Here is an 18,832-nt window from a genome sequence, read left to right as displayed (position 1 = left end):
GGCGGCCCGGTTCACGGCAACGCGGGCGGGTCGAGTTCGGCAAGGAGCTCCTCGACGGGCAGGACGACGGGCAGATAGCGCCGGCCGTGAACGAGGTCGGGCACCCAGTCCGTACGACGCAGCGTGTCGCGCACCAGCTCAGAACCTGCCGCGTCGAGGCGCGCGGCGGTGATGTCGAGTGAGGCGGGCTCGGGGTAGCGGTCGCCGTTACGCCACATCACCGCGACGCGACACGGCCCGGCCTGCTGGGCGAGCGCCCGCGAGGCTTCGTCGACCAGCCATCCGCCGACCTTGCCCACGTGGTAGGCGGGGTTCTTCCCGAACAGCGCTTCGTTGCCTGCCTGCTGGCCCGGCGTGATCAGCCCGGAGCGGGCGTTGCCCCGGCCGACCAGCCCATCCTCGCCATAGTCGATGGCCGAGCCGGAGACAGTGAAGTACTGCCCCGACAGCGGGCCCGTCCGGCTGTTGCGGGTGTTGCACACCACCGTGACCGGCCCGGGCAGGCGCTTGAGAAGCTCGGTGGTGAGTTCCTGGGCAGTGTGGCCGACCTCGTCCTCGAACTCGGCGCTGCTGGTCAAATGCCCGGCGACGGCCGGCACACACGTGGTGACCGTCAGCGCGTGCCCGTCACGGATGACCAGGGCCTTGATGTCGCTGCCCGCCCACGGTCGCCGCCGGAACCACGCCTCGGTGAGCAGCGCGACGCTCTCAGCCGTGGTGCGCTGCGCGGTGCCGACGAGGAACGCGGTGTCGTTCGAGAATGCGGTGAGACGCTCCGGAAGGTCCTCCAGGCCGCGGGGAGCGAACCAGTGCTCGAACTTCGAGGAGTCGGTCGTCTCGTGCTGGACCTGCCAGGTGATGTGGTCGAAACCCGGCAGAGCGGCGGCCAGTTGTTCCGCGGCGGCGTCTTCGAGGATCTCGCGAACAGGGATCGCACGTCCGGCGAAGGACATGGAGATCCGACCGCCGAAGATCACGCGCACAGGCCGGTCGTATGCGCCGTCCCTGTCGCCGAAGCGGGCGCGGCCACCGAGAACGGCGACCTTGTCGAGGTTGTGGTGCAGGACGGCACCGAACTCGCGCAGGCAGTAGGCGCTGTAGCGGATCGAGGCGAGTTCGGCGATGGAGTCGGCCAGGGTGTCGGGGTGTCCGACGCCCTTCCGCTCGACGACCTCGACGCTGAGGTCATGCGGCAGAACCGGCCTCAGGAACGTCGTGCGTGCTGCGGTAGACATGGTCGATGACCTCCAGGGTGCGCCTGAGCGCCGGGAGCGGGAACAGGGAAGGGTGGTGCGGACCCGTATCGCCCGCGGGCAGGGCGCGGTACAGGGCCCGGCGCAAGTCCAGATCGCTGGGGGCATTGGCCGGATCACCGAGCCCGGCTTCGAGGTTGCGGCCGCGCACTTGGATGGGCCGGCCGTCCTCCAGGTGCAGGGTTACTTCGTGGCGGCGTGGCTGGTCGCTGTCGACCCGTGCGTCCACCGTGAGGACGGAGCCGCCTTGGAGGACGGCCCGGACGATGATGTGGTCTTCGGATTCGGCCCACTGCCGGACACGGCGCACACCGGCCGTGCAGGACGTAATCGGCGAGGGCGGCAGGAGACGCAGGGCGAGGGCGAGGCCGTGGATGGCCTGCTGGTGCAGTACGCCCCCGGCGGTGGCGTACCGCGTGCGCCAGGTCCTGTAGTACGCGCGGTCCCGCCGGCACACCAGCGTCACGTCGGCCCGGCGTACCGCGGGCGCCCGGTCGAGCAGTTCGGCGAGTCCGGGGGCGAAGTGCGGCTGGAAGGCGACGAAGATCCGTCCGTCTTCTGCTGCTGGCACCAGAGCGGAAGGGGCGAGTGTGGCGGGCTTCTCGACCAATACGGTCGCGCCGCTACGGGCGGCGGCGCGTGCCGCCTCCAGGGCGATGCCGGGGGGAGTCGCCACCACGACGACGTCCGGGGCCAGCGTGTCCAGCGCAGTGTCCCACCGGGCGAGCAGCGGCACCCCGGCTGGCGGGACAGCGTCCGGGCGGGGATCGGCGACGCCCACCAGATACATCCCCTCGGCACGAGTGAGGGCGTCGGCGTGCTTGGCCCCGACCTCTCCGGCCCCGATCAGGAGAACCCGCCTCACGCCAGACCACCCGGAAGGGACGCGCGCAGGAACGCCGCACCGCGGGTCAAAGCGCCCCCCGGACTCTCGTGCACGTGCGTCTCCAGGGCGTACGGGAGCGCCGGCCGGACCCGGTGGAGAGCAGGGAGCAGCTCAGCGTACGGAACGTCGCCGTCGCCTGCCGCGACGAACTGCTTCATGCCGTCGTCGCGAGGCACGAAGTCCTTGATGTGGACGTACTCCGCGTACGGTGCGAGGGCCTCGACGGCTTCCGCCGTGCCGTAGCCGACCTCGTACAGGTTTCCCAGATCGAGCCACAGCCCGAGGCCGGTGTGCGGACGCAGCACGTCCAGGAGAGGCGTCGGCTCGGCGACCGTGCACACCGGCTCGTTCTCCAGCAGCAACCGCACTCCAGCTCGTTCGGCGTGTTTGAGGGCGTACGTCAGCAGCGGGTCGTCCACGAACGACTCGGTGAGGTTGTTGCCCACGGACAGGTGGGAGAAGACACGGACCAGACCGGTGCCCAGGATGTCGGCCACGGCGAGCGCGCGATCCACCCAGCGTTCGCGGTCCTCGGCTGGCACCTGCGTGGGGAATCCGAAGCTGTCGACCTTGCCGGGGACGGCTTCGGGCCGACACCACTTCCACAGCGGGGACGCCAACGCCGTCACCTGAAGGCCCCGTTCGTCGGCCAGGCGGCGCACCTCGCGGAGCTGGCCGTCGTCCAGCATCAGAGCGTTCGCGCCGTAGGCGGTGCGGATCTCCAGGTAGCGCACGCCGAGGGCGACGGCCAGGTCCATTCCGACCGCAGGGTCCTGCCCCAGCTCGTCGGGGTTGAGCACGATGAATTCCTGCACAGCGGTCTCCCGTGTCGTTACCTGGGTTTGAGCCGGGCGGCCGTGCGCTCAGGAATCGAGACACACGGCCTGGAGCCGGGGCTTACGAACCGCCGCCCGGCGGTGGCGGGATTGGGATCGGTCCCGGAGGAGGGGGCGGAGGGGGCGGAGGGGGAGGCTGCGGCATGTCGGAACTCTCCTTAGGGATGAGCCCGGCACAGGCTGGCGGAAACAGACGGTTACCGGGGGCTGTGTCGGAGATGGTCCGTGCACTCACAGACTGGAAAAAAGAGGTGGGAAAACCCATCCGAAGGCCCTATAGGACGGGCCTCTGGACGTCCGGCGAAGGCCCTGACAGGCAGTCATGGCGCCTCTACGCTGAGCTCATTCATGCCACTGCCTCCAAGGGGGAGATCGCCGTGCGCAGCCCCTCCCAGCTCGACGTTCCTGCCGATCTGTGGGATCGGGAAAGGGCCCGGCGAGCCCTCGCGGAACGCGACATCGCCACCGTGCTCAAGCACTTCCGGCAGTACACGGGCGCCAGCCAGACCACCGTGGGCTCCCTCGTCGGGCTCGCCCAGTCCGACATCAGTGAGATCGAGCGCGGACTGCGCCAAGTGCAGAGCGTCGACGTCCTGACCCGAATCGCCGAGGGACTGGGCATCCCGCCCGCCCGTCTGGGCCTCGGCGACGACGCAGCCGACTCCGACCGCCGGACGCGCCGCAACGCGCACATCCCCCTGCCGACGGCCGCTAGGGTGACCGAAACCGAGCAGGAGCAGGAGCAGGAGCAGGAGGACGATGTGCGACGTCGCGAACTCATGGCCGGTGCACTGGGACTCGGCGCCAGCCTGATCGCCGGCACCCGCTCCGAGCCCGCCGCAGCAACACCGGCCATCCACAAACCGGCCGCCGCCATGGAACGGGCCTTGTTTGAACCGGTGGCCGGACAGCCGACAAGCCTCAAAGACCTCGACACGGGGCTCACGACCGCCCGCGAGTTGTTCTCCGGCGCCCGCTACAGCGCTCTGGGAAGCGCCCTGCCCTCGCTCATTGCGACGGCGGAAGCGACCCGGGACGCCACCACCGGCCGCACGCGGGAGCGCGCCCAGGCAGCCGTCGCACGCTCCTACGTCCTGGCCACCGAACTCGCCGTCAAGCAACACTCCGAGGCTGCCTGGGCTACTGCCGACCGCGCCCTCATCGCCGCACGGGCAAGCGGTGACCCGCGCCCTCTCAGCGACGCCGCACGAGTCCTGGCCATCACCATGCGCCGCGCCGGTCGCAGTGCCGCCGCCGTCGACTTCCTCGCCCGGACCGCGACCACCCTCACCGCGGAGAAGGGCCAGCCGCAGGCCGACACCCTTGCCGCCCGCGTCTGCCTCCTCATGACCGCCGCTTACACCGCCGCCTCCGGAGGCCGCCGCAGTACCGCGCTCGACCTGCTCCAGGAAGCCGAAGAGACCGCCGGTCGAATCCCTCAACAGAACGGGAAACCAGCCGGGCTGTTCACGATCTCGGCAAGCCCCGCCGAGGTCGCGATGTACAGGATCAGCAGTCTCACAGTTCTCGGAACACCCGACGACGCCGTTCCGTACGTCCAACGTGTGGTGCCAGCGCAACTGGCCAACACCGAAAGAGTCGCGCGCTATCTCACCGACACAGCCCGCATGTGGCACCAACTTGGCGACGGGCGCCGCACCTTCAGCGCACTGCGAGCCATCGAACACGTCGCACCCGAAGAAGTCCGACGCCCCGCAATCCGCACGCTCACCGCCGATCTCCTCTACACCCCGGGAAGCCTGCCCGGCCTGCGGGAGTTCGCCGTACGCACCGGCGCCGTCGCCGCCTGACGCGAACACCGCGTGGACACTGGGGATTCGCCCCCGAGGTGGGCCAGATCCGCCCGACCTTGCACACTGACGGGCAGCAGTGCTACCCGCCGCACATGCGTTGGGCCATAGCGCCCTGCAACGCCGCTAAGACGACATCCTGCGTTACGGCGGGCGAGCTCGAGCCAGTTCCTACACGGGACGCGAGTCAAGGTGGACCTGTGGAGGCCGAGGCGAGGAGCACTGGCGAACACCTGCGCGGATCGCGTCGGCGGCGTTCGGCCGGACCAGAGCAGCAGCCCAAGTCGACCCTCAGAATTACCTTGCCGCGACGCAGGCTCGATGCGGATACGGCTCTGAAGAACTACCACATCGAGTGGAAGCGGCCACAACACGGACTCGCCCAACCACCTTACGGCTCAGGCTAGATAGACTCGGCTGAGTCCGGCAACGGGCACCCGAGTCGCTGCGGTCACAGGCGGCGTACGCATTGAATTCCTCATGCTCGGGAGGCCCCGCTGTGCCGTGTGTGCTGCCTGTTAGGCGCCGTCGGTATCACCCCGACGCTCTTGCCGAGGCGTTGACCGAACCCATGCCATTACCTGGCACGAGGCCGCGTGCGCATGTGTCGCGTTCGCAGAACGGATCGTCCTGCACCCGGGGGCCTGCCTTGCGGCCCGCGCGGTCAACTGCCCTTCGTCACCGGCATGTCGAGAAGGAGAAGGTGTCGCCCCACCGTTCTGTGATCGGACTTCACTTAGTCCTGGTTCAGGGCGACCGGGTGCTGCTCGGTCTCCGTGCGGGCACTGCTTGGTGTGACGGATGGTGGCATGTTCCGGCCGGCCATCTTGAGGAGGGGGAGTCCTTCCTCGCAGGCATGGTCCGTGAGGCTCGGGAGGAGCTGGGCATCGCTCTCGAAGAGGCGGACTTGGTGGTCGCGCACACGGTCCATGACTACGACCCCAAGACTCGCGAGAGTCGGCTCCAAGTCTTCTTCACCGCCAATCAGTACGCCGGGCGGCCTCATGTCGCGGAACCTGATAAGTGCGCGGAGCTGCAGTGGTGGCTGCTCTCGGCTCTGCCAGAGAAGCTCGTGCGCTACACCCGTCAGGCCCTGATCTGTATTCGGCGGGGCCAGAGCGCGAGCACGGTGGGGTGGCCCGATGCCTGCTGACGACGTGCGCGAGCCGGTGGGTTTGATGGCGCCGGAGGACTATGCGCGCTCACGCGCGGTTTTCTGGGGCGGGGCCGCGGTGCTCTTCACCGATGCAGAGGGCAGGGTTTTGGCCCTGGATCCCGCGTACCGGCCCGGAAGGCTGCTATTGCCCGGCGGGAGCGTGGACCAGGCGGAGCGGCCCTCGGCCGCGGCGGTGCGCGAGGTGACCGAGGAACTCGGGCTGTCCCTCGGTGTACGCCAGCTGCTGGCGGTGGACTGGGTCAGCAAGGGCAATCCGGAGTTCGGGAAGGTGTACGGCTTTCCCGGTGAATCCGTCTCCATCTGGGACGGTGGCGTCCTGGAGGAGAGTGACATCGCCCGGATTCGCTTGCCCGAGGACGAGATCACCTCGTTCGACTTCCTTCCGCCGGCCCAGGCCGCATCCCGGATGTTCCCGATCGAGGGGCGACGGATGCTCGCTGCCTTGCGCGCCCGGATCGACCGTGCCGGACCCGCTGTGCTGGAAGACGGTGAGACCGTCGGGCTCGGACGGGCACTGCTGCGATTGAACGTCATCCCGCGCATTGCGATCGGCTACCAGGACATCGCCTGGCACCCGGCCATGGTCCCCGCCGTCGGCCTTCCCGTGAAGCAAGCGTGGGTGTGGGCCTTCGACCCGCTCGGCCGGGTCGTCGTTCTCGTGGATCCGCGCGACGGCCATGTCGTCCTGCCGGGCGGAACGGTTGAAATGGACGATGACGGGCCGAAGGCGGCGGCACTGCGTGAAGCCGCCGAAGAGGCGGCTCTGCGCCTGCACGATGCTGCCTACCTTGGCTATCTCCTCGATCCGGACGGTGCGGTCTACGGCCCTGGCACAGGGGCGAACGCCCGGGCACGTTACATCGCACGCATCGACTCCCTGGGGCCGGCAGCACCGGATGTCGCGACCGGCATCACCTACGGCCGGCTGCTGGTCAGCCCGGTGCAGGCGAGCGAGCTGCTCGGCCTCGGACGCGCCGGAGCCGAACAGGCCGAGTACGCGGCTCAAACGGCGGCAGCCCGCTGGGGAATTCCGCTGAGTCCGCCGCAGGCCGCGATCGAGATCCCCCACGCGGGCATGGCGGCCCTCCTGCCCTGACGTCCGCATGTGACGCACCTTTGTGCCGGAGTCCTGCCGGCGCGACGCCCTGCCCCGCTTTTCTGTCCCTGGAGGAGGACTCTCATGTCCGGCGAACCTGACACCACCGAACAGACCGTCGGCGGCCCTGACCGCGTGGTCACCGACGAGCAGCGGGCGTACTGGGCCCAGGTCGAGGCGCCCATGGCCTCCTGCACCGCCTTGATCACCGATGCCGACGGCCGGATTCTCGTGGTTGACCCGACTTACAAGGACGGCTTCGACATGCCCGGCGGCATGGTGCAGGCCGGCGAAACGCAGATCGAGGGCCTGGAACGTGAACTGGCCGAGGAACTCGACCTGACCGGCGTGCCCATCGGCCGGTTCCTCGTCCTGGACCAGGTCCCCGCCGCCCGGTACGGGCGGGCCATGGTCGTCACGGTGTTCCACGTGGGTCCCCTCACCGACCAGCAGACACAGTCCCTGCGATTCGCGGACGGGGAGATCAGTGCCGCCGAGTTCCTCCCCGTCGAGGAGGCCCTCGCGCGGCTGCCGCGCCGCCTTGCCCGCCGCATCCAGGCGGCGCACGCCGCGCTGCTCGCCGGTGTGCCGGCCGATCTGATCGACGGCAAGTCCCACGTCCTGTCCAGCTCGGCCGTATCGGAGGCGCGGTGAAGAGGCTCCTGAAACGGGTCTGGAAGAGGGAACAGACCGTCTCCGAGTCCGAGGTCGCGCTCTTCGGTGGGGCGCTTCGCTATGACTTCGGCTGGGTGCGCCACGAGTACGCGCGGCTGGACACCAAATTCGGGCAGGCCGCCCGGATGCTGCCGGCGCTGATGGGCAGCACCCTGCGCCTGGCCTGGCAGGCGGACCGCCGTGCCCTGTTGACCATCGGGATCGCCGAGGTGGGCCAGAGCATCACCCAAGCCGCCGGGCTGCTGGTCACCAACCAGGTGATCCAAGCCCTGCTCAAGGACGGAGACAACGTCTCCCGGCTGCACGCCGCACTGCCGGCCCTGATCGCCGGCTGCATCATCGCGGTGGTCGGCACCGTCCTGGCCTGCTTGTCGACGGCGGGGACCGGGCGGCTGGAGCCGAAGGTGGAGAGGCTGGCCACCGAGCAGTTCCTGGAGGGCGCCGCCCGCGCGGAACTCGAGGCCATCGAAGACGGCGAGTTCCGCACGCTCCTGGACTCGGCGTACTTCGGCGCCCAGTCCTCCCGCACCATGATCGGCGTCTGCGTGGCCGTGGTGAACGGCGTGTTCTCCCTCGTCGCCGCGGCCGGCGTGGTCACGGTCCTCAGCCCGGTACTGCTGCCGCTGCTGCTGCTCATCGCGCTGCCCCGTGGCTGGGGCGCCATGCATGTGGCCCGGCGTCGCTACGCGTCCCGGATGCAGTGGATCGAGCACGAGCGGGCCAAGCGCCTGGTCAACAACCTCATCACCGCCCGGGAATCTGCTACGGAGATCCGCGTTCACCAGGTCGGCCCCTTCCTGCTCGATCACTTCCACGAGATGGGCCAGACCGCCGAGGCCGAACAGACCCGTCTTGCCGACGGCCGTGCGGTCACCGAACTGATCGCCGCGGCCATGGCCGGCCTCGCGTCGGCGGCCACGTTTGCGGGCCTGGGCGCTTTGTGGCTGACCGGCCACATGAGCGCCGCCACCGTTGCCACGGCCGCGCTCGCGATCCGTACCGGCTCAGCAAGCCTTGGCGCCCTCGTCGACAACGTCCTGCGGCTGCACGAGGAGTCCCTCTACGTCCGCGACCTCGACCGCTTCCGTGACGAAGCCGAACGCCGGGCCATCCCCACGGGCGGCCAGCCCGTGAGCGACTTTCCCGACCAGGTCACCTTCGAGAACGTGTCGTTCACCTACCCCGACCGCGACACTCCCGCCCTGCACGAGGTGACCCTGACCTTCCCACGCGGGGCCGTCATCGCCCTGGTCGGCGCGAACGGCAGCGGCAAGTCCACCGCGGTGAAGCTCCTCGCCGGCCTGCACCGGCCCACGGCCGGCCGCGTCCTGTGGGGGCAGACCGATCTCGTCGAGGCCGACCGGGTGGACATCTTCCGGCACGTGGCCGCTCTCGATCAGGGCTTCCAGCGCTGGCCCTTCACCCTGCGAACCAACATCCAGATCGGCCAGCCGGAACGCAACGCGGACGACGACATCACCCGCGCTGCCGCCTACTCGGGCGCCGACAAGCTTGCCACCGCTCTTCCCCGCGGTCTCAGCACCCTGCTGGCCCGGCAGTTCCGCGGCGGCCAGGAACTGTCCGGGGGGCAGTGGCAGACGGTCGGGCAAGCCCGGCTGCGCCATCGGCAGGCGAGCCTCGTCATCGCTGATGAGCCCACCTCCGCCCTCGACCCCGAGGCCGAGATCGAGTCCTTCGAACGCATCCGCCGCCTGGCCGATGAAGGCAAGACCGTCGTGCTGGTCAGCCACCGCATGGCCGGCGTCCAGCACGCCGACATCATCTATGTCCTGGACGAGGGGCACCTCGTGGAGAGCGGTTCCCACCAGGAACTCATGGCGCGGCCTGATTCCCCCTACCGGCGCATGTACCTCATGCAGGCCAACCAGTACGGCACCGCCGCGCCACTGGTGCTGCCGACTCCCTCAGCCAACGGCGAATCACATGCCGCCAGCACCCCCGACTAACAGCCACCACCCGCCGCGTACCGCCCGGCCTGGTGGTGCGCGGCGGCGCAGCAAGTGGGCCGCCGACCCGTTGTGGAGCACGCTGCGCGACCTGCTGGGCTGCCTCGGCGTGATCGCGGTCGGCCTTGCCATCACCACGATCGTCACCCTTCTCACCTCCCACTTCCCCGACCACAGGATCCGTCCGTGACCCACCTCCCGCCCAAGATCGTCATCGGAACCCGCGACTCCGACCTGGCCATGGTCCAAGCAGCCCACGTCGCCGGACTACTCGAACGCGCCTTCCCCCAAGTTGCCGTACACGTGGCCCCGATGAAGGCGGCCGGTGATCTGCACCAGGGGCCCTCGCGCAGATCGGCGGCAAGGCCGTCTGGGTACGCGAGCTGGACCGGGCGCTGGCCGCCGCACGCGTCGATGTCACCGTCTCGTGCGCCAAAGACCTCCCCGGGCCCCATGAGCGCGGCACCGAGACCACCATCGGCGCGGTTCTGCCCCGCGAAGACGCCCGGGACGCCCTTGTCCTCCCCGCCGGGCAGCCCGATGCCACGCTGGACGACCTCCCACCCGGAAGCATCCTCGGCACGAGCGCGCCGCGCCGCATCGCCCAACTCCGCACCCGCTACCCCTACCTCACCATCCAGCCGGTGCGCGGCAACCTGATGCCCAGACTCGCCCGCCTCGACGCCGGCGAAGGCGACAAGCCCCTCGACGCGCTCGTGGTCTCCTACGCCGGACTGTGCCGGGTGTCCCATGCGGACCGTGCCACACAGCTCATCCCGGCCTCGGTGCTGGCCCCGGCCACCGGCGCGGGCACGCTCGTCGTCGAGCAGCGAAGCGGCGACACCATCGCCGCCCACTTCCTCGACGCCATCAACGACCCCGCCACCGCCCGGCTGCTGGCCGTCGAGCGCGGCGTCCTCGCCCAGCTCAAAGGCAACTGCCAGACCGCCTGCTCAGTCCACGCCCACTACACCGACAAACCCCACCGGATCAGAGTCGACGCCGCCGTCTTCCATCCCTCCGACGGCGACGCGATCCACGTCGCAGCCACCGGACCGGCCGACGACCTCGGCGGCCTCGTGGAAAACATCACCCAGCTGCTGCACGGCGAAGGAGTCGAACGACTCCTGCCGCGCTGACCGCGTGGCCTGGACGTCGGCGGGAGCCCAACACGGGACGAGACACCGCACGGCGGGGCCGTAACAGCCATACCTACGAGGGGAGTTCGCTGACGTGCCGCACCGATCCGAACCCGACACCCCAGGAAGCCTGTGGCGGGACAGAGACTTCCGGCACTACGCCTTCGCCCAGGGCATCAGCGTTACCGGAAGTGGCGTGACCACGATCGCGCTGTCCGTCCTGGCCGTCGTCGACCTGCACGCCTCCACCTTCAACGTTGCGCTGATCGCCTTCGCCTCCAAACTCCCACCCCTGCTGCTGTCCCTCCACGCCGGCGTCCTGGCCGACCGCCGCCGCAAACGCCCCCTGATCATCACCTGCGACCTGCTCTGCGCCGCCGTCCTGCTCACCCTCCCCACCGCCCAACTCCTCGCCCGCATCACCCTGATCCACCTCTACGCGGTCGCCTTCACGGTGGCCGCCCTGCAGGTCATCGGCAGCAACGCGTCCATCAGCTACCTGCCCGCCCTCCTCGGCCCAGGCCGGATCAAGGACGGCAACTCCAAGATGGGCGCCAACAACTCCCTGGCCGACCTGATCGGCACCAACTCCGGCGGCGTCCTCGTTACGGCGCTCGGTGCGGCCCGCGCCGTCACCGTCGATGCCGCCTCCTACCTGGTCAGCGCGCTGCTCCTGTGGCGCATCAAGCACCGTGAGGACCCGTCTCCCGCCCGCACGGCGGGCACGAGCCACTGGGCGGAAATCCGTGAGGGCCTCACCTACACCCTGCACACCCCCGTCGTGTGCTCGATCGTGCTGTCGAATGCGGCCACCTCCTTCGTCCTGGCCGCCAGCAGCGCCCTGTGGTCGCTGTACCTGCTGCGCGAACTGCACTGGAGCCCGACCGCCCTCGGGATCGTCATGGGCGCCGGCGGCGTTGGCGGTGTCCTCGGAGCCCTCGTCTGGCAGCCCCTGGAACGACGCTGGGGCCCAGGCCGGGTGATGCTCGGCGCGCTCGCCCTCAACCCACTCGCCCAGATTCCCCTGGTCCTCGCCGGCCCCGGGCTCGGCGGGCAGATCGCCATCGGCGCTGGCATGGTCGTCCAAACTGGTGCCGCCGTGTGCCACGGCGGACTCCAGCGCGCCGTCCGCCAGGAACTCGCCCCCGACCATCTCCAAGGACGGGCCCAGGCCACCGGAGCCTGGCTCGCCTTCAGCCTGCGCCCGTTCGCCGCCCTCGCCGCCGGCGCCCTGGGCACCCTGCTCGGCCTGCGCCTCACCCTCACGCTCATCACCGCGGCCCTGGTCGTCCCGTTCCTCGTGCTGTGGAACTCACCCGTCCGCGCTCTCGGCCCCGCCGCCCCCATCTCCCTGACCCCGACCGAGGAGCCCGCCAACCCATGACGATCACCGACCCGGCCGATTACTGGGACCCGCTCTGGGCCTCGGGGCGCCGCTACCGCAGCCTCGGCCCCGAGGAACAACAGCTGACCCGCCACTTCCTCAGCGCCGGCCGCGGCCGGCCCGCGCTCGACATCGGCTGCGGCGACGGCACGCTCGCCCGGTACCTGCACGCCGACCTGGGATACCGCACCACGGCGATCGACTGCTCCTCCGCCGCTCTGAAGATCGCCCAGGCCGAGCAAAACGCGAACGACGGCCCGGTCTTCCAGCAGCTGGACATCGAGACCGGCGACACCAGTGTGCTTCCCGACGCCGGCTACGCCCTCGTCACCTGCCGCCTGGTGTTCGCCTTCATCAAGGACAAGCCCGCATTCCTCGACCGCATCCGATGCCTCCTCCCGCCCGGCGGAACCTTCTGGCTGGTGACCCCTCTTGCTGAACGCCTCCCGGAGGAACGGAAATCGATCGGAATCACTATGCAGCAGGCGGAATTGCTGACCGCGTCCTGGTCATCGGTACGAAGCGAAGACCTGGACTCGATGCGCTGCTACGCCCTGCGCCCCTGACCCGTCACGATCCAAATCCTGACCTCTCTGAGGCCCTCCGGTGGCAGGGACAGGCCGGCTCAGGCCGCTGCTGCGCGCAGGTGGGCCAACAGGCCATCCGTATCCGTCAGTTCCGGAAGGAGGAAGTCGGCGCCAGCGGCACGGAGTTCCGCCACCGAGTGGATGCCCGAGGCGACAGCAATACAGCGCGCCTCGGCGTCATGCGCCGCCCGCACGTCGCGAGGCGTGTCACCGATCAGCACGGTCGGCGTCATCATTGCCACGCCATAGGCGGCGTGAATCCGGGCCCGGGCAGCATCGACGAGACGGGCCCGGTCCTCGCTGTCCTCGCCGTACCCACCCACGGGCATGTCGAGCAGGCCGTCGAGACCGAAAGCCCCCAGCTTGACGCGCGCATTCGCCGCGATGTTGCCCGTGAGGACCGACGAGCAGATCTCGGAGTCTGTCGCGAGCGCCTTCAATGCCTCCTGGACACCGGGCAGAACCCGGCCCCGTCGTCGCAGATCCTCCTCGCGGCCCCGCCCGGCTTTTTCCAGCGCCCGCTGCGCCGACTCCCATTGGGGAACCGGCAGACCGTGCTGGGCGAACATCTCGCGCATGATCGCTCGGTCCGTGCGCCCTTCCGTCGGCGCGGGCAGCTCGGCATCCCGCCCCGCGAGGTCCTTGAAGGCACTGGCGTAGATCTCTTTGCTCACGCCGGCGTTGTCTACGAGGGTGTGGTCCACGTCCCAGAGCACGATGAGCTGCACGTGCCCAGGGTATGCAGCGTGAACTGCCTGTTAATAGTGCCCTCTTGGGACGTCCTGGCGTCCCGCAAGATCTTGCCGCGTCCCAGGACGTCCTGGGAAGATGCGAATGTGAACGAGCGGCTGCGTACGGTGATGATCCAGCGGAAGGTGACCCCGGAGGACCTTGCGGCCTCCTGCGAAGTCGACGTCAAGACGGTGGAGCGCTGGATCAGCCTGGGCCGGCAGCCACTCCGCAGGCACCGCTGGGCGGTTGCGCAGAGTCTCGGCGTGGACGAATCGTATCTGTGGCCGCCGGAGGAGGACGACACCCCGGGACAGCCGACAGAGCAGACGGAACTGGTCGCCGCCTTTCCCAACCGCGCGAGCGTCCCACAGAAGACCTGGGTCCGCCTCCTGAAGTCCGCGCAGCAGCACATCGACGTCCTGGTATTCAGCGGAACGTTCTTCGCCCAGACCAACCCGCGCGTGGCGGCGATGCTCGCCGAGCGCGCCGACGCCGGCGTCCGGGTCCGCCTCTGTTTCGGCGACCCATCCGGCAAAGCGGTCGCCGTCCGGGACGAGGAGGAAGGGATCGGCGGCACCCTCTCCGCGAAGATCAGGGCATCACTCACCTACTACCGCAAGCTGATCGGCACCCCCGGCTGCGAGGTACGCCTGCACGACACAACCCTGTACAACAGCCTCTTCCGCTTCGACGACGCACTCCTCGTCAACCCGCACGTCTGGGGGCAGCCCGCCAGCGCCAACCCCCTGTTCGAACTGCGACGCCTGGGGGACGACGGCTGGTTCGACCACTACACCGGCAGCTTCGACGCGGTCTGGGAGACTGCAAAACCCTGGTCACCCGAATCCATGTAAGGAGCACGGCCCGCGATGGGACGTACGGAGTACTGGTATGACGAGAACGCACCCAAGCCGAACACCCTGATCCCGGCGTGCAACATGCTCGCCGTCCGGGAGACCGACGGCGCGATCCTCCTGCAGCGCCGTCGCGATACGGGTCAGTACGCGCTGCCCGGCGGAGCTATGGACATCGGTGAATCCCCGGCCCAGTGCGCGGTGCGGGAATGTAAGGAGGAGACCGGAGTCGATGTCTTGCCCATCGGGCTCCTCGGCGTCTACTCGCTCCCTGAACACGTGGTGGCCTACACAGACGGCGAGATCCGGCAGGCATACGAGGTGACCGTGATCGGACGCCCCGTCGGCGGCGAACCGACCGTCAACGACGAAGCAGACGACGTCCGCTGGGTCCTGCCCGACGATCTGGACTCGTACGACATCCATCCCTCGATGCGCCGCCAGATCGCCCACTACCTGGACGGGACGCACCCCCACGTCGACTGAGCGCTGTGCGCTCCTTTACCCCTCGGTCAGGATCAGCCGGGCCTCGACTCTGTGCACTGCAGCATGGAGATCCTCATCGGCCCGGCGAATGAATCGGCCGACAGCGCTGTCGCGGTCGTACCGGGTAAGGATCTCCGCCAGCCTGGCATCCACCATGGTGGGGGTGCCGTCAGGGGTGGTCGTCATGTCGCAATACACGAGGGCATCCACCAACTCGGCGTGGTCGAGGATCGGGAACTCGGCCTCCAGTTCTTCCCGCATTCCGCGCTCTTCCGCCTCCAACAGCGCGCAAGAGTGGTTGGCGACCAGCCGGACCAAACGCTCGTCCGCGGCCGAATGGTCACGCAGGTAACGGGCGCCGTCCAGCGGATGGAACCCCGTCGTGGCCAGTGACGGCGCGTAGCCGATGTCGTGCAGCATCGCCGCGGCCCACAGCAGTTCCGCATCGTCGCCAAGGATTCCTGCCAGGGACTGGGCCTTTGCGGCGACGCCCTGAGAGTGTGCCCAGCGTCGAGGCAGGGGCGCGGCAAGGAGGGACCCGGCCAGGTCACGGGCCCAAAGGGTGAGATCCATGCTCGGCAGACTATGACGTAAGGCGCGGGTGCTGGCCGGTGATCGGCCGGACGTCCCGGGACGTCTTTCGCTTCGATTCCCGGCTGCGATGTCATACGGCATCGTCTCCGGGACGAGCAGCGCGGGGGTCAGCGCTCGGGCTTGGGGGGCCGCTGCATGAGCGCGGCGGCGGCTTCGTCGAGGGTGGCCCTCTCGTGCAGCAGGGCGGAGATCACTTGGGTGATCGGCATGTCGACGCCGTGGACATGAGCCAAGGCGAGGATCGCCTCGGCGGATTTGACGCCCTCGGTGGTCTGCCGGGTGGCGGCCGTCGCCTGTTCGACGCTCAGGCCGTGGCCGAGGTGGGTGCCGAATGTGCGGTTGCGGGAGAGCGGGGAGGAGCAGGTGGCCACGAGGTCGCCGAGGCCGGCAAGCCCCGCGAGGGTGGCTGGCTGAGCGCCCATGGCCACCGCCAGTCGGGTGGTCTCCGCCAGCCCGCGAGTGACGAGCATCGCCGACGCGTTGTCGCCCAGGCCCATGCCCGAGGCGATGCCGACCGCCAGGGCGATGACGTTCTTCATCGCGCCGCCCAGCTCGCAGCCGATGATGTCGGTGCTGGTGTAGGGCCGGAAGTACGAGGTGCGGCACGCCTGCTGAAAGCGGCGGGCGGCGTCCTCGTCGGGGCAGGCGACGGTGGCGGCGGCGGGCTCGCCGTCCATGATCTCGCGGGCGAGGTTCGGGCCCGACAGCACCGCGACCCGGTCCGCACTGACGCCGGTCACCTCGGTGATGACCTGGCTCGCCCGTTGCCCGCTGCACAGTTCGATGCCCTTCATCAGAGACACGATCACGGTGTCAGGCCCGATGTGCGGCGTCCACAGAGCGAGGTTGGTCCGCAGGGACTGTGCGGGGATGGACAGCACGAGGTAGTCCGCACGGTGAAGCGCGGCGGCCGGGTCGGTCGTGGCCGCCAGGGAGGCGGGCAGCTCGACGTCCGGGAAGTAACCAGGGTTGCGGTGAACCGTGTTGATCGCCTCGGCGATCTCGTCCCGTCGGGCGTGCACGATGACGTCGGTGCCGGCGTCGGCCAGGATCTTGGCGACTGCGGTACCCCAGGACCCGGCCGAGAACACCGCCGCACGGGCGGAACGGTGCTGGCTCACTGCGGGGTCCTCTCGCCGGACACGGGCCCCTCACCGGGGCGGCGGCCGGGCCCGGACATTCTATCGGCCGTGCCAGGCGCGGCCGGAACGTCGAGGGGCGCCGCAAGGTCAGCAGGACGGTGCGACGGCTCGGCAGCGCGAGCAGCACCCGGTGCGCCTCGCGCAGCGTTTTTCCTCTGTACCTAGCCCAGCTCACGCACTGCCGCTTCCCGTTTCTGCGGCGCGACTGAGGCGTCCATACACGTGCAGCAAGGCCCCGAGCAGCGAGTGAGTGTCTGCCGGAGACCTTCAGCTCACGGCAGACGAGAAACAGCCCCAACGGACTGGAACCTCCGCCGGGATCATGCCAACGTACAACGACCTGGAAAACACCAGGTCAGTGAAGGTATGCGGGCCTCCGGGCCGAACCGGCAGATGGTCGGCCGTCCCCAGTCCACAGCCCGCGCTACTCGGTGCCATGACCGAGCGCAACCCCAAGGAGGTCCACCTGCCAAATCCCGCAATCCGATCTGCCCGCTTCACAGCCCCCGTCCTCTTAGCGCTCGGAGCTATGAACGCGTGGATCGCCCAGGAGACGGGGAACTGCAGAGCCCTGGACACGGTGGTCAGTCTCTGTGTCTGCGCCGGTGGGCTGTTCGGTGAGGATCTGCTACAGCGCTGACATTGCGTTGCCCGCGCGACCCTCTCATACATCGTGGTGCACCTCGGAGCAGTAACTCGTCGGGACCTAGCGGCTGGCCGCTTGACCGATGCCGAATCGGGGCAGCGAGGGACAGGCCCTCGTCGCGCAGGGCGATACGTAGCAGGTGATCCCCGGTTACCGAAACCGGGGATCGTGCAGAGCATTGACGGTGTTCGCACGGCTGTGCTTGGCGGTGGAGCCGCGGCGGGCAACGCAGCCAGTTCGTCCCCTAAGGTCAAGGAGAGTGAGTATTCTGTCCGATCCGATCAAGAAGCTTCAGCCGAACTCGAAGGGGATGGTTAGATATCGGTTTGTTGTCGATGTAGGGATCGACCCCGAGACCGGGAAGCGAAAGCAGTTGAGGCGCACCTTCGATTCATTGAAGGAAGCGAAGGCTGAGTACGCGAGCATAACTAACCGGCGGAACGAGGGCTCGTTCGTGCCGCCTAACAAGATCACCGTGAACGAATGGCTCGACCGGTGGTTGGCTATGAAAGCCGATGACCTCGAAGAAACCACCATCTACAGCTACAGGATTACCCTGGACCGAGTTCGGGGGAGACTTGGCAACATCCGCCTCCAGGACCTTACTGAAGAGCATGTGGAAGAGTGGAGAGACTGGGCGCTGACGCATGGCCGTGTGCGTGGCAAAAGGGCTGGGTCGCCACTCGGAGCCACAAGTGTGGATATGAGTCTTGCTCGACTAAAGGAAGCTCTGGGAAGGGCCGTTACCCGGCGGTTGGTGCATGTAAATGTTGCTGCACACGTGACCATACCCCGTAGGGCGCGCAAAGAGGAGCGGAAAAGTAAAGAGGAGGTGCAACCCTGGAATGTCCAGGAGGTTCAGAAGTTCATCCAAGGCATTAGGGGGGAGCGTCTATACGCTGCGCTTCTTCTTTCACTGATGGGGCTCCGTCCAGCTGAAGTCTGCGGCCTTCGGTGGGACGACGTTAACTTGGAAAACGCCACGATCGTCATTGCCAACACGCGCACGATGTTGGGAAATCGATACGTAGTGGAGAAGGACACCAAGTCTCTTGCGGGCGAGCGGGTTCTGCCGCTGCCGGCTCCGGTGCTAGCCGCTCTCAAGGCGTTCAGGGCTCTCCAAGCGGATGAGAGGCTCGCTCTGGGGGAAGCGTACGTGGTGTCACGCTACGTGTTGGTGCACGAAGCAGGGGATGCCTTCACGATCAAGCAACTTCGTCGGCGCGCGTACCGGCTTATGGAGCTTCTCGGACTCCGTCGCGTCAGGCTCTACGACGCACGCGCGTCGTGCTTTACCTTCCTGGCCAACAACGGTGTCCCGGACCACATCCTCGCGCGATGGGCTGGGCATACGAACGTAAAGACAACCAAGCGGTGGTACGTCAAGCCGGATGTAGAGGATCTTCGCGGAGCCGCCACCACATGGGATGGCCTGCACGGGGCTGCGGCGGAGGAGAAGGCGTGACCCATGAGGACTACCAATCGAGCGACTTGGCGAGAGTGGGACGAGGCCCGCTAGATTCACCCCGGCGATGTGACATCTCGTGACAGATGAGAGGGTCTGACG

At 68.5% G+C, this 18,832-nt stretch carries 18 protein-coding genes and 1 pseudogene; 13 read left to right on the top strand and 6 right to left on the bottom strand.

The window, feature by feature from the left end:
• Positions 1 to 11: 11 nt before the first annotated feature.
• Genes C4B68_RS06915 through C4B68_RS06905 form a run of 3 tightly spaced genes read right to left on the bottom strand, consistent with a single transcriptional unit; the run spans position 12 to position 2,954 of the window.
• Positions 12 to 1,235: a methionine adenosyltransferase gene (locus C4B68_RS06915; protein ID WP_099498523.1), complete on the bottom strand. Its 1,224-nt coding sequence runs from the start codon at positions 1,233 to 1,235 to the stop codon at positions 12 to 14.
• The gene (locus tag C4B68_RS06910) at positions 1,186 to 2,118 is read right to left on the bottom strand and encodes a Gfo/Idh/MocA family protein (protein ID WP_099498522.1); all 933 of its coding nucleotides are present in this window, start codon (positions 2,116 to 2,118) and stop codon (positions 1,186 to 1,188) included. Before C4B68_RS06910 ends, C4B68_RS06915 begins: the two co-directional genes overlap by 50 nt.
• Complete coding sequence (locus C4B68_RS06905) at positions 2,115 to 2,954, bottom strand: sugar phosphate isomerase/epimerase family protein (protein WP_099498521.1); 840 nt, start codon at positions 2,952 to 2,954, stop codon at positions 2,115 to 2,117. The genes C4B68_RS06910 and C4B68_RS06905 overlap by 4 nt, the downstream gene beginning before the upstream one ends.
• Positions 2,955 to 3,352: 398 nt before the next feature.
• On the opposite strand from C4B68_RS06905, the gene C4B68_RS41255 reads away from it, so the two are divergent.
• The 10 genes and pseudogenes from C4B68_RS41255 to C4B68_RS06855 all read left to right on the top strand — a co-directional run bounded on the left by C4B68_RS41255 (position 3,353) and on the right by C4B68_RS06855 (position 12,790).
• A complete protein-coding gene (locus C4B68_RS41255) occupies positions 3,353 to 4,786 on the top strand; it encodes a helix-turn-helix domain-containing protein (protein ID WP_167459026.1) in 1,434 nt (477 codons plus the stop codon).
• Between the two features lie 571 nt (positions 4,787 to 5,357).
• Positions 5,358 to 5,939, top strand: coding sequence for an NUDIX hydrolase (locus tag C4B68_RS06885; RefSeq protein WP_099498520.1), 582 nt, complete (start codon positions 5,358 to 5,360; stop codon positions 5,937 to 5,939).
• Entirely contained in the window at positions 5,929 to 7,059 is a 1,131-nt protein-coding gene (locus C4B68_RS06880; protein WP_099498519.1) for an NUDIX domain-containing protein, read from the top strand. Before C4B68_RS06885 ends, C4B68_RS06880 begins: the two co-directional genes overlap by 11 nt.
• An 84-nt stretch (positions 7,060 to 7,143) precedes the next feature.
• A complete protein-coding gene (locus tag C4B68_RS06875; RefSeq protein WP_099498518.1) occupies positions 7,144 to 7,713 on the top strand; it encodes an NUDIX domain-containing protein in 570 nt (189 codons plus the stop codon).
• Positions 7,710 to 9,701 (top strand): ATP-binding cassette domain-containing protein, encoded by a 1,992-nt coding sequence (locus tag C4B68_RS06870; protein WP_099498517.1) that lies wholly within the window; start codon positions 7,710 to 7,712, stop codon positions 9,699 to 9,701. Before C4B68_RS06875 ends, C4B68_RS06870 begins: the two co-directional genes overlap by 4 nt.
• Positions 9,679 to 9,891, top strand: a complete 213-nt coding sequence (locus C4B68_RS41250) for a hypothetical protein (RefSeq protein WP_143674187.1) — start codon at positions 9,679 to 9,681, stop codon at positions 9,889 to 9,891. Before C4B68_RS06870 ends, C4B68_RS41250 begins: the two co-directional genes overlap by 23 nt.
• A pseudogene (locus C4B68_RS45000) lies at positions 9,888 to 10,028 on the top strand (hypothetical protein); the annotation flags it as partial. The gene C4B68_RS41250 and the pseudogene C4B68_RS45000, both read left to right, overlap by 4 nt.
• Positions 10,029 to 10,054: 26 nt before the next feature.
• On the top strand, positions 10,055 to 10,840 hold the full coding sequence (hemC, locus tag C4B68_RS43020; protein WP_099498516.1) for a hydroxymethylbilane synthase: 786 nt from the start codon (positions 10,055 to 10,057) through the stop codon (positions 10,838 to 10,840).
• A gap of 94 nt (positions 10,841 to 10,934) precedes the next feature.
• Positions 10,935 to 12,224, top strand: coding sequence for an MFS transporter (locus C4B68_RS06860; protein WP_099498515.1), 1,290 nt, complete (start codon positions 10,935 to 10,937; stop codon positions 12,222 to 12,224).
• On the top strand, positions 12,221 to 12,790 hold the full coding sequence (locus C4B68_RS06855) for a class I SAM-dependent methyltransferase (protein ID WP_099498514.1): 570 nt from the start codon (positions 12,221 to 12,223) through the stop codon (positions 12,788 to 12,790). The genes C4B68_RS06860 and C4B68_RS06855 overlap by 4 nt, the downstream gene beginning before the upstream one ends.
• A 59-nt stretch (positions 12,791 to 12,849) precedes the next feature.
• On the opposite strand, the gene C4B68_RS06850 is transcribed toward C4B68_RS06855, so the two are convergent.
• A complete protein-coding gene (locus tag C4B68_RS06850; protein WP_099498513.1) occupies positions 12,850 to 13,539 on the bottom strand; it encodes an HAD family hydrolase in 690 nt (229 codons plus the stop codon).
• A gap of 108 nt (positions 13,540 to 13,647) precedes the next feature.
• Between C4B68_RS06850 and C4B68_RS06845 the strand changes: the two genes are divergently transcribed.
• A complete protein-coding gene (locus C4B68_RS06845) occupies positions 13,648 to 14,397 on the top strand; it encodes an XRE family transcriptional regulator (RefSeq protein ID WP_099498512.1) in 750 nt (249 codons plus the stop codon).
• A gap of 15 nt (positions 14,398 to 14,412) precedes the next feature.
• Entirely contained in the window at positions 14,413 to 14,883 is a 471-nt protein-coding gene (locus C4B68_RS06840; protein ID WP_099498511.1) for an NUDIX hydrolase, read from the top strand.
• Between the two features lie 15 nt (positions 14,884 to 14,898).
• On the opposite strand, the gene C4B68_RS06835 is transcribed toward C4B68_RS06840, so the two are convergent.
• A complete protein-coding gene (locus C4B68_RS06835; protein WP_099498510.1) occupies positions 14,899 to 15,456 on the bottom strand; it encodes an HD domain-containing protein in 558 nt (185 codons plus the stop codon).
• Between the two features lie 128 nt (positions 15,457 to 15,584).
• A complete protein-coding gene (locus C4B68_RS06830) occupies positions 15,585 to 16,598 on the bottom strand; it encodes an NAD(P)H-dependent glycerol-3-phosphate dehydrogenase (RefSeq protein WP_099498509.1) in 1,014 nt (337 codons plus the stop codon).
• Positions 16,599 to 17,524: 926 nt separating this feature from the next.
• On the opposite strand from C4B68_RS06830, the gene C4B68_RS06825 reads away from it, so the two are divergent.
• Complete coding sequence (locus C4B68_RS06825) at positions 17,525 to 18,730, top strand: tyrosine-type recombinase/integrase (protein ID WP_240634202.1); 1,206 nt, start codon at positions 17,525 to 17,527, stop codon at positions 18,728 to 18,730.
• The last annotated feature ends 102 nt before the right edge of the window (positions 18,731 to 18,832 follow it).

Origin of the sequence: Streptomyces dengpaensis, assembly GCF_002946835.1 — a bacterium.
Classification (GTDB): Bacteria; Actinomycetota; Actinomycetes; order Streptomycetales; family Streptomycetaceae; genus Streptomyces; species Streptomyces dengpaensis.
The sequence above is the reverse complement of the archived record's forward strand: the minus strand, read 5'-3'. Positions and strand labels throughout refer to the sequence as shown.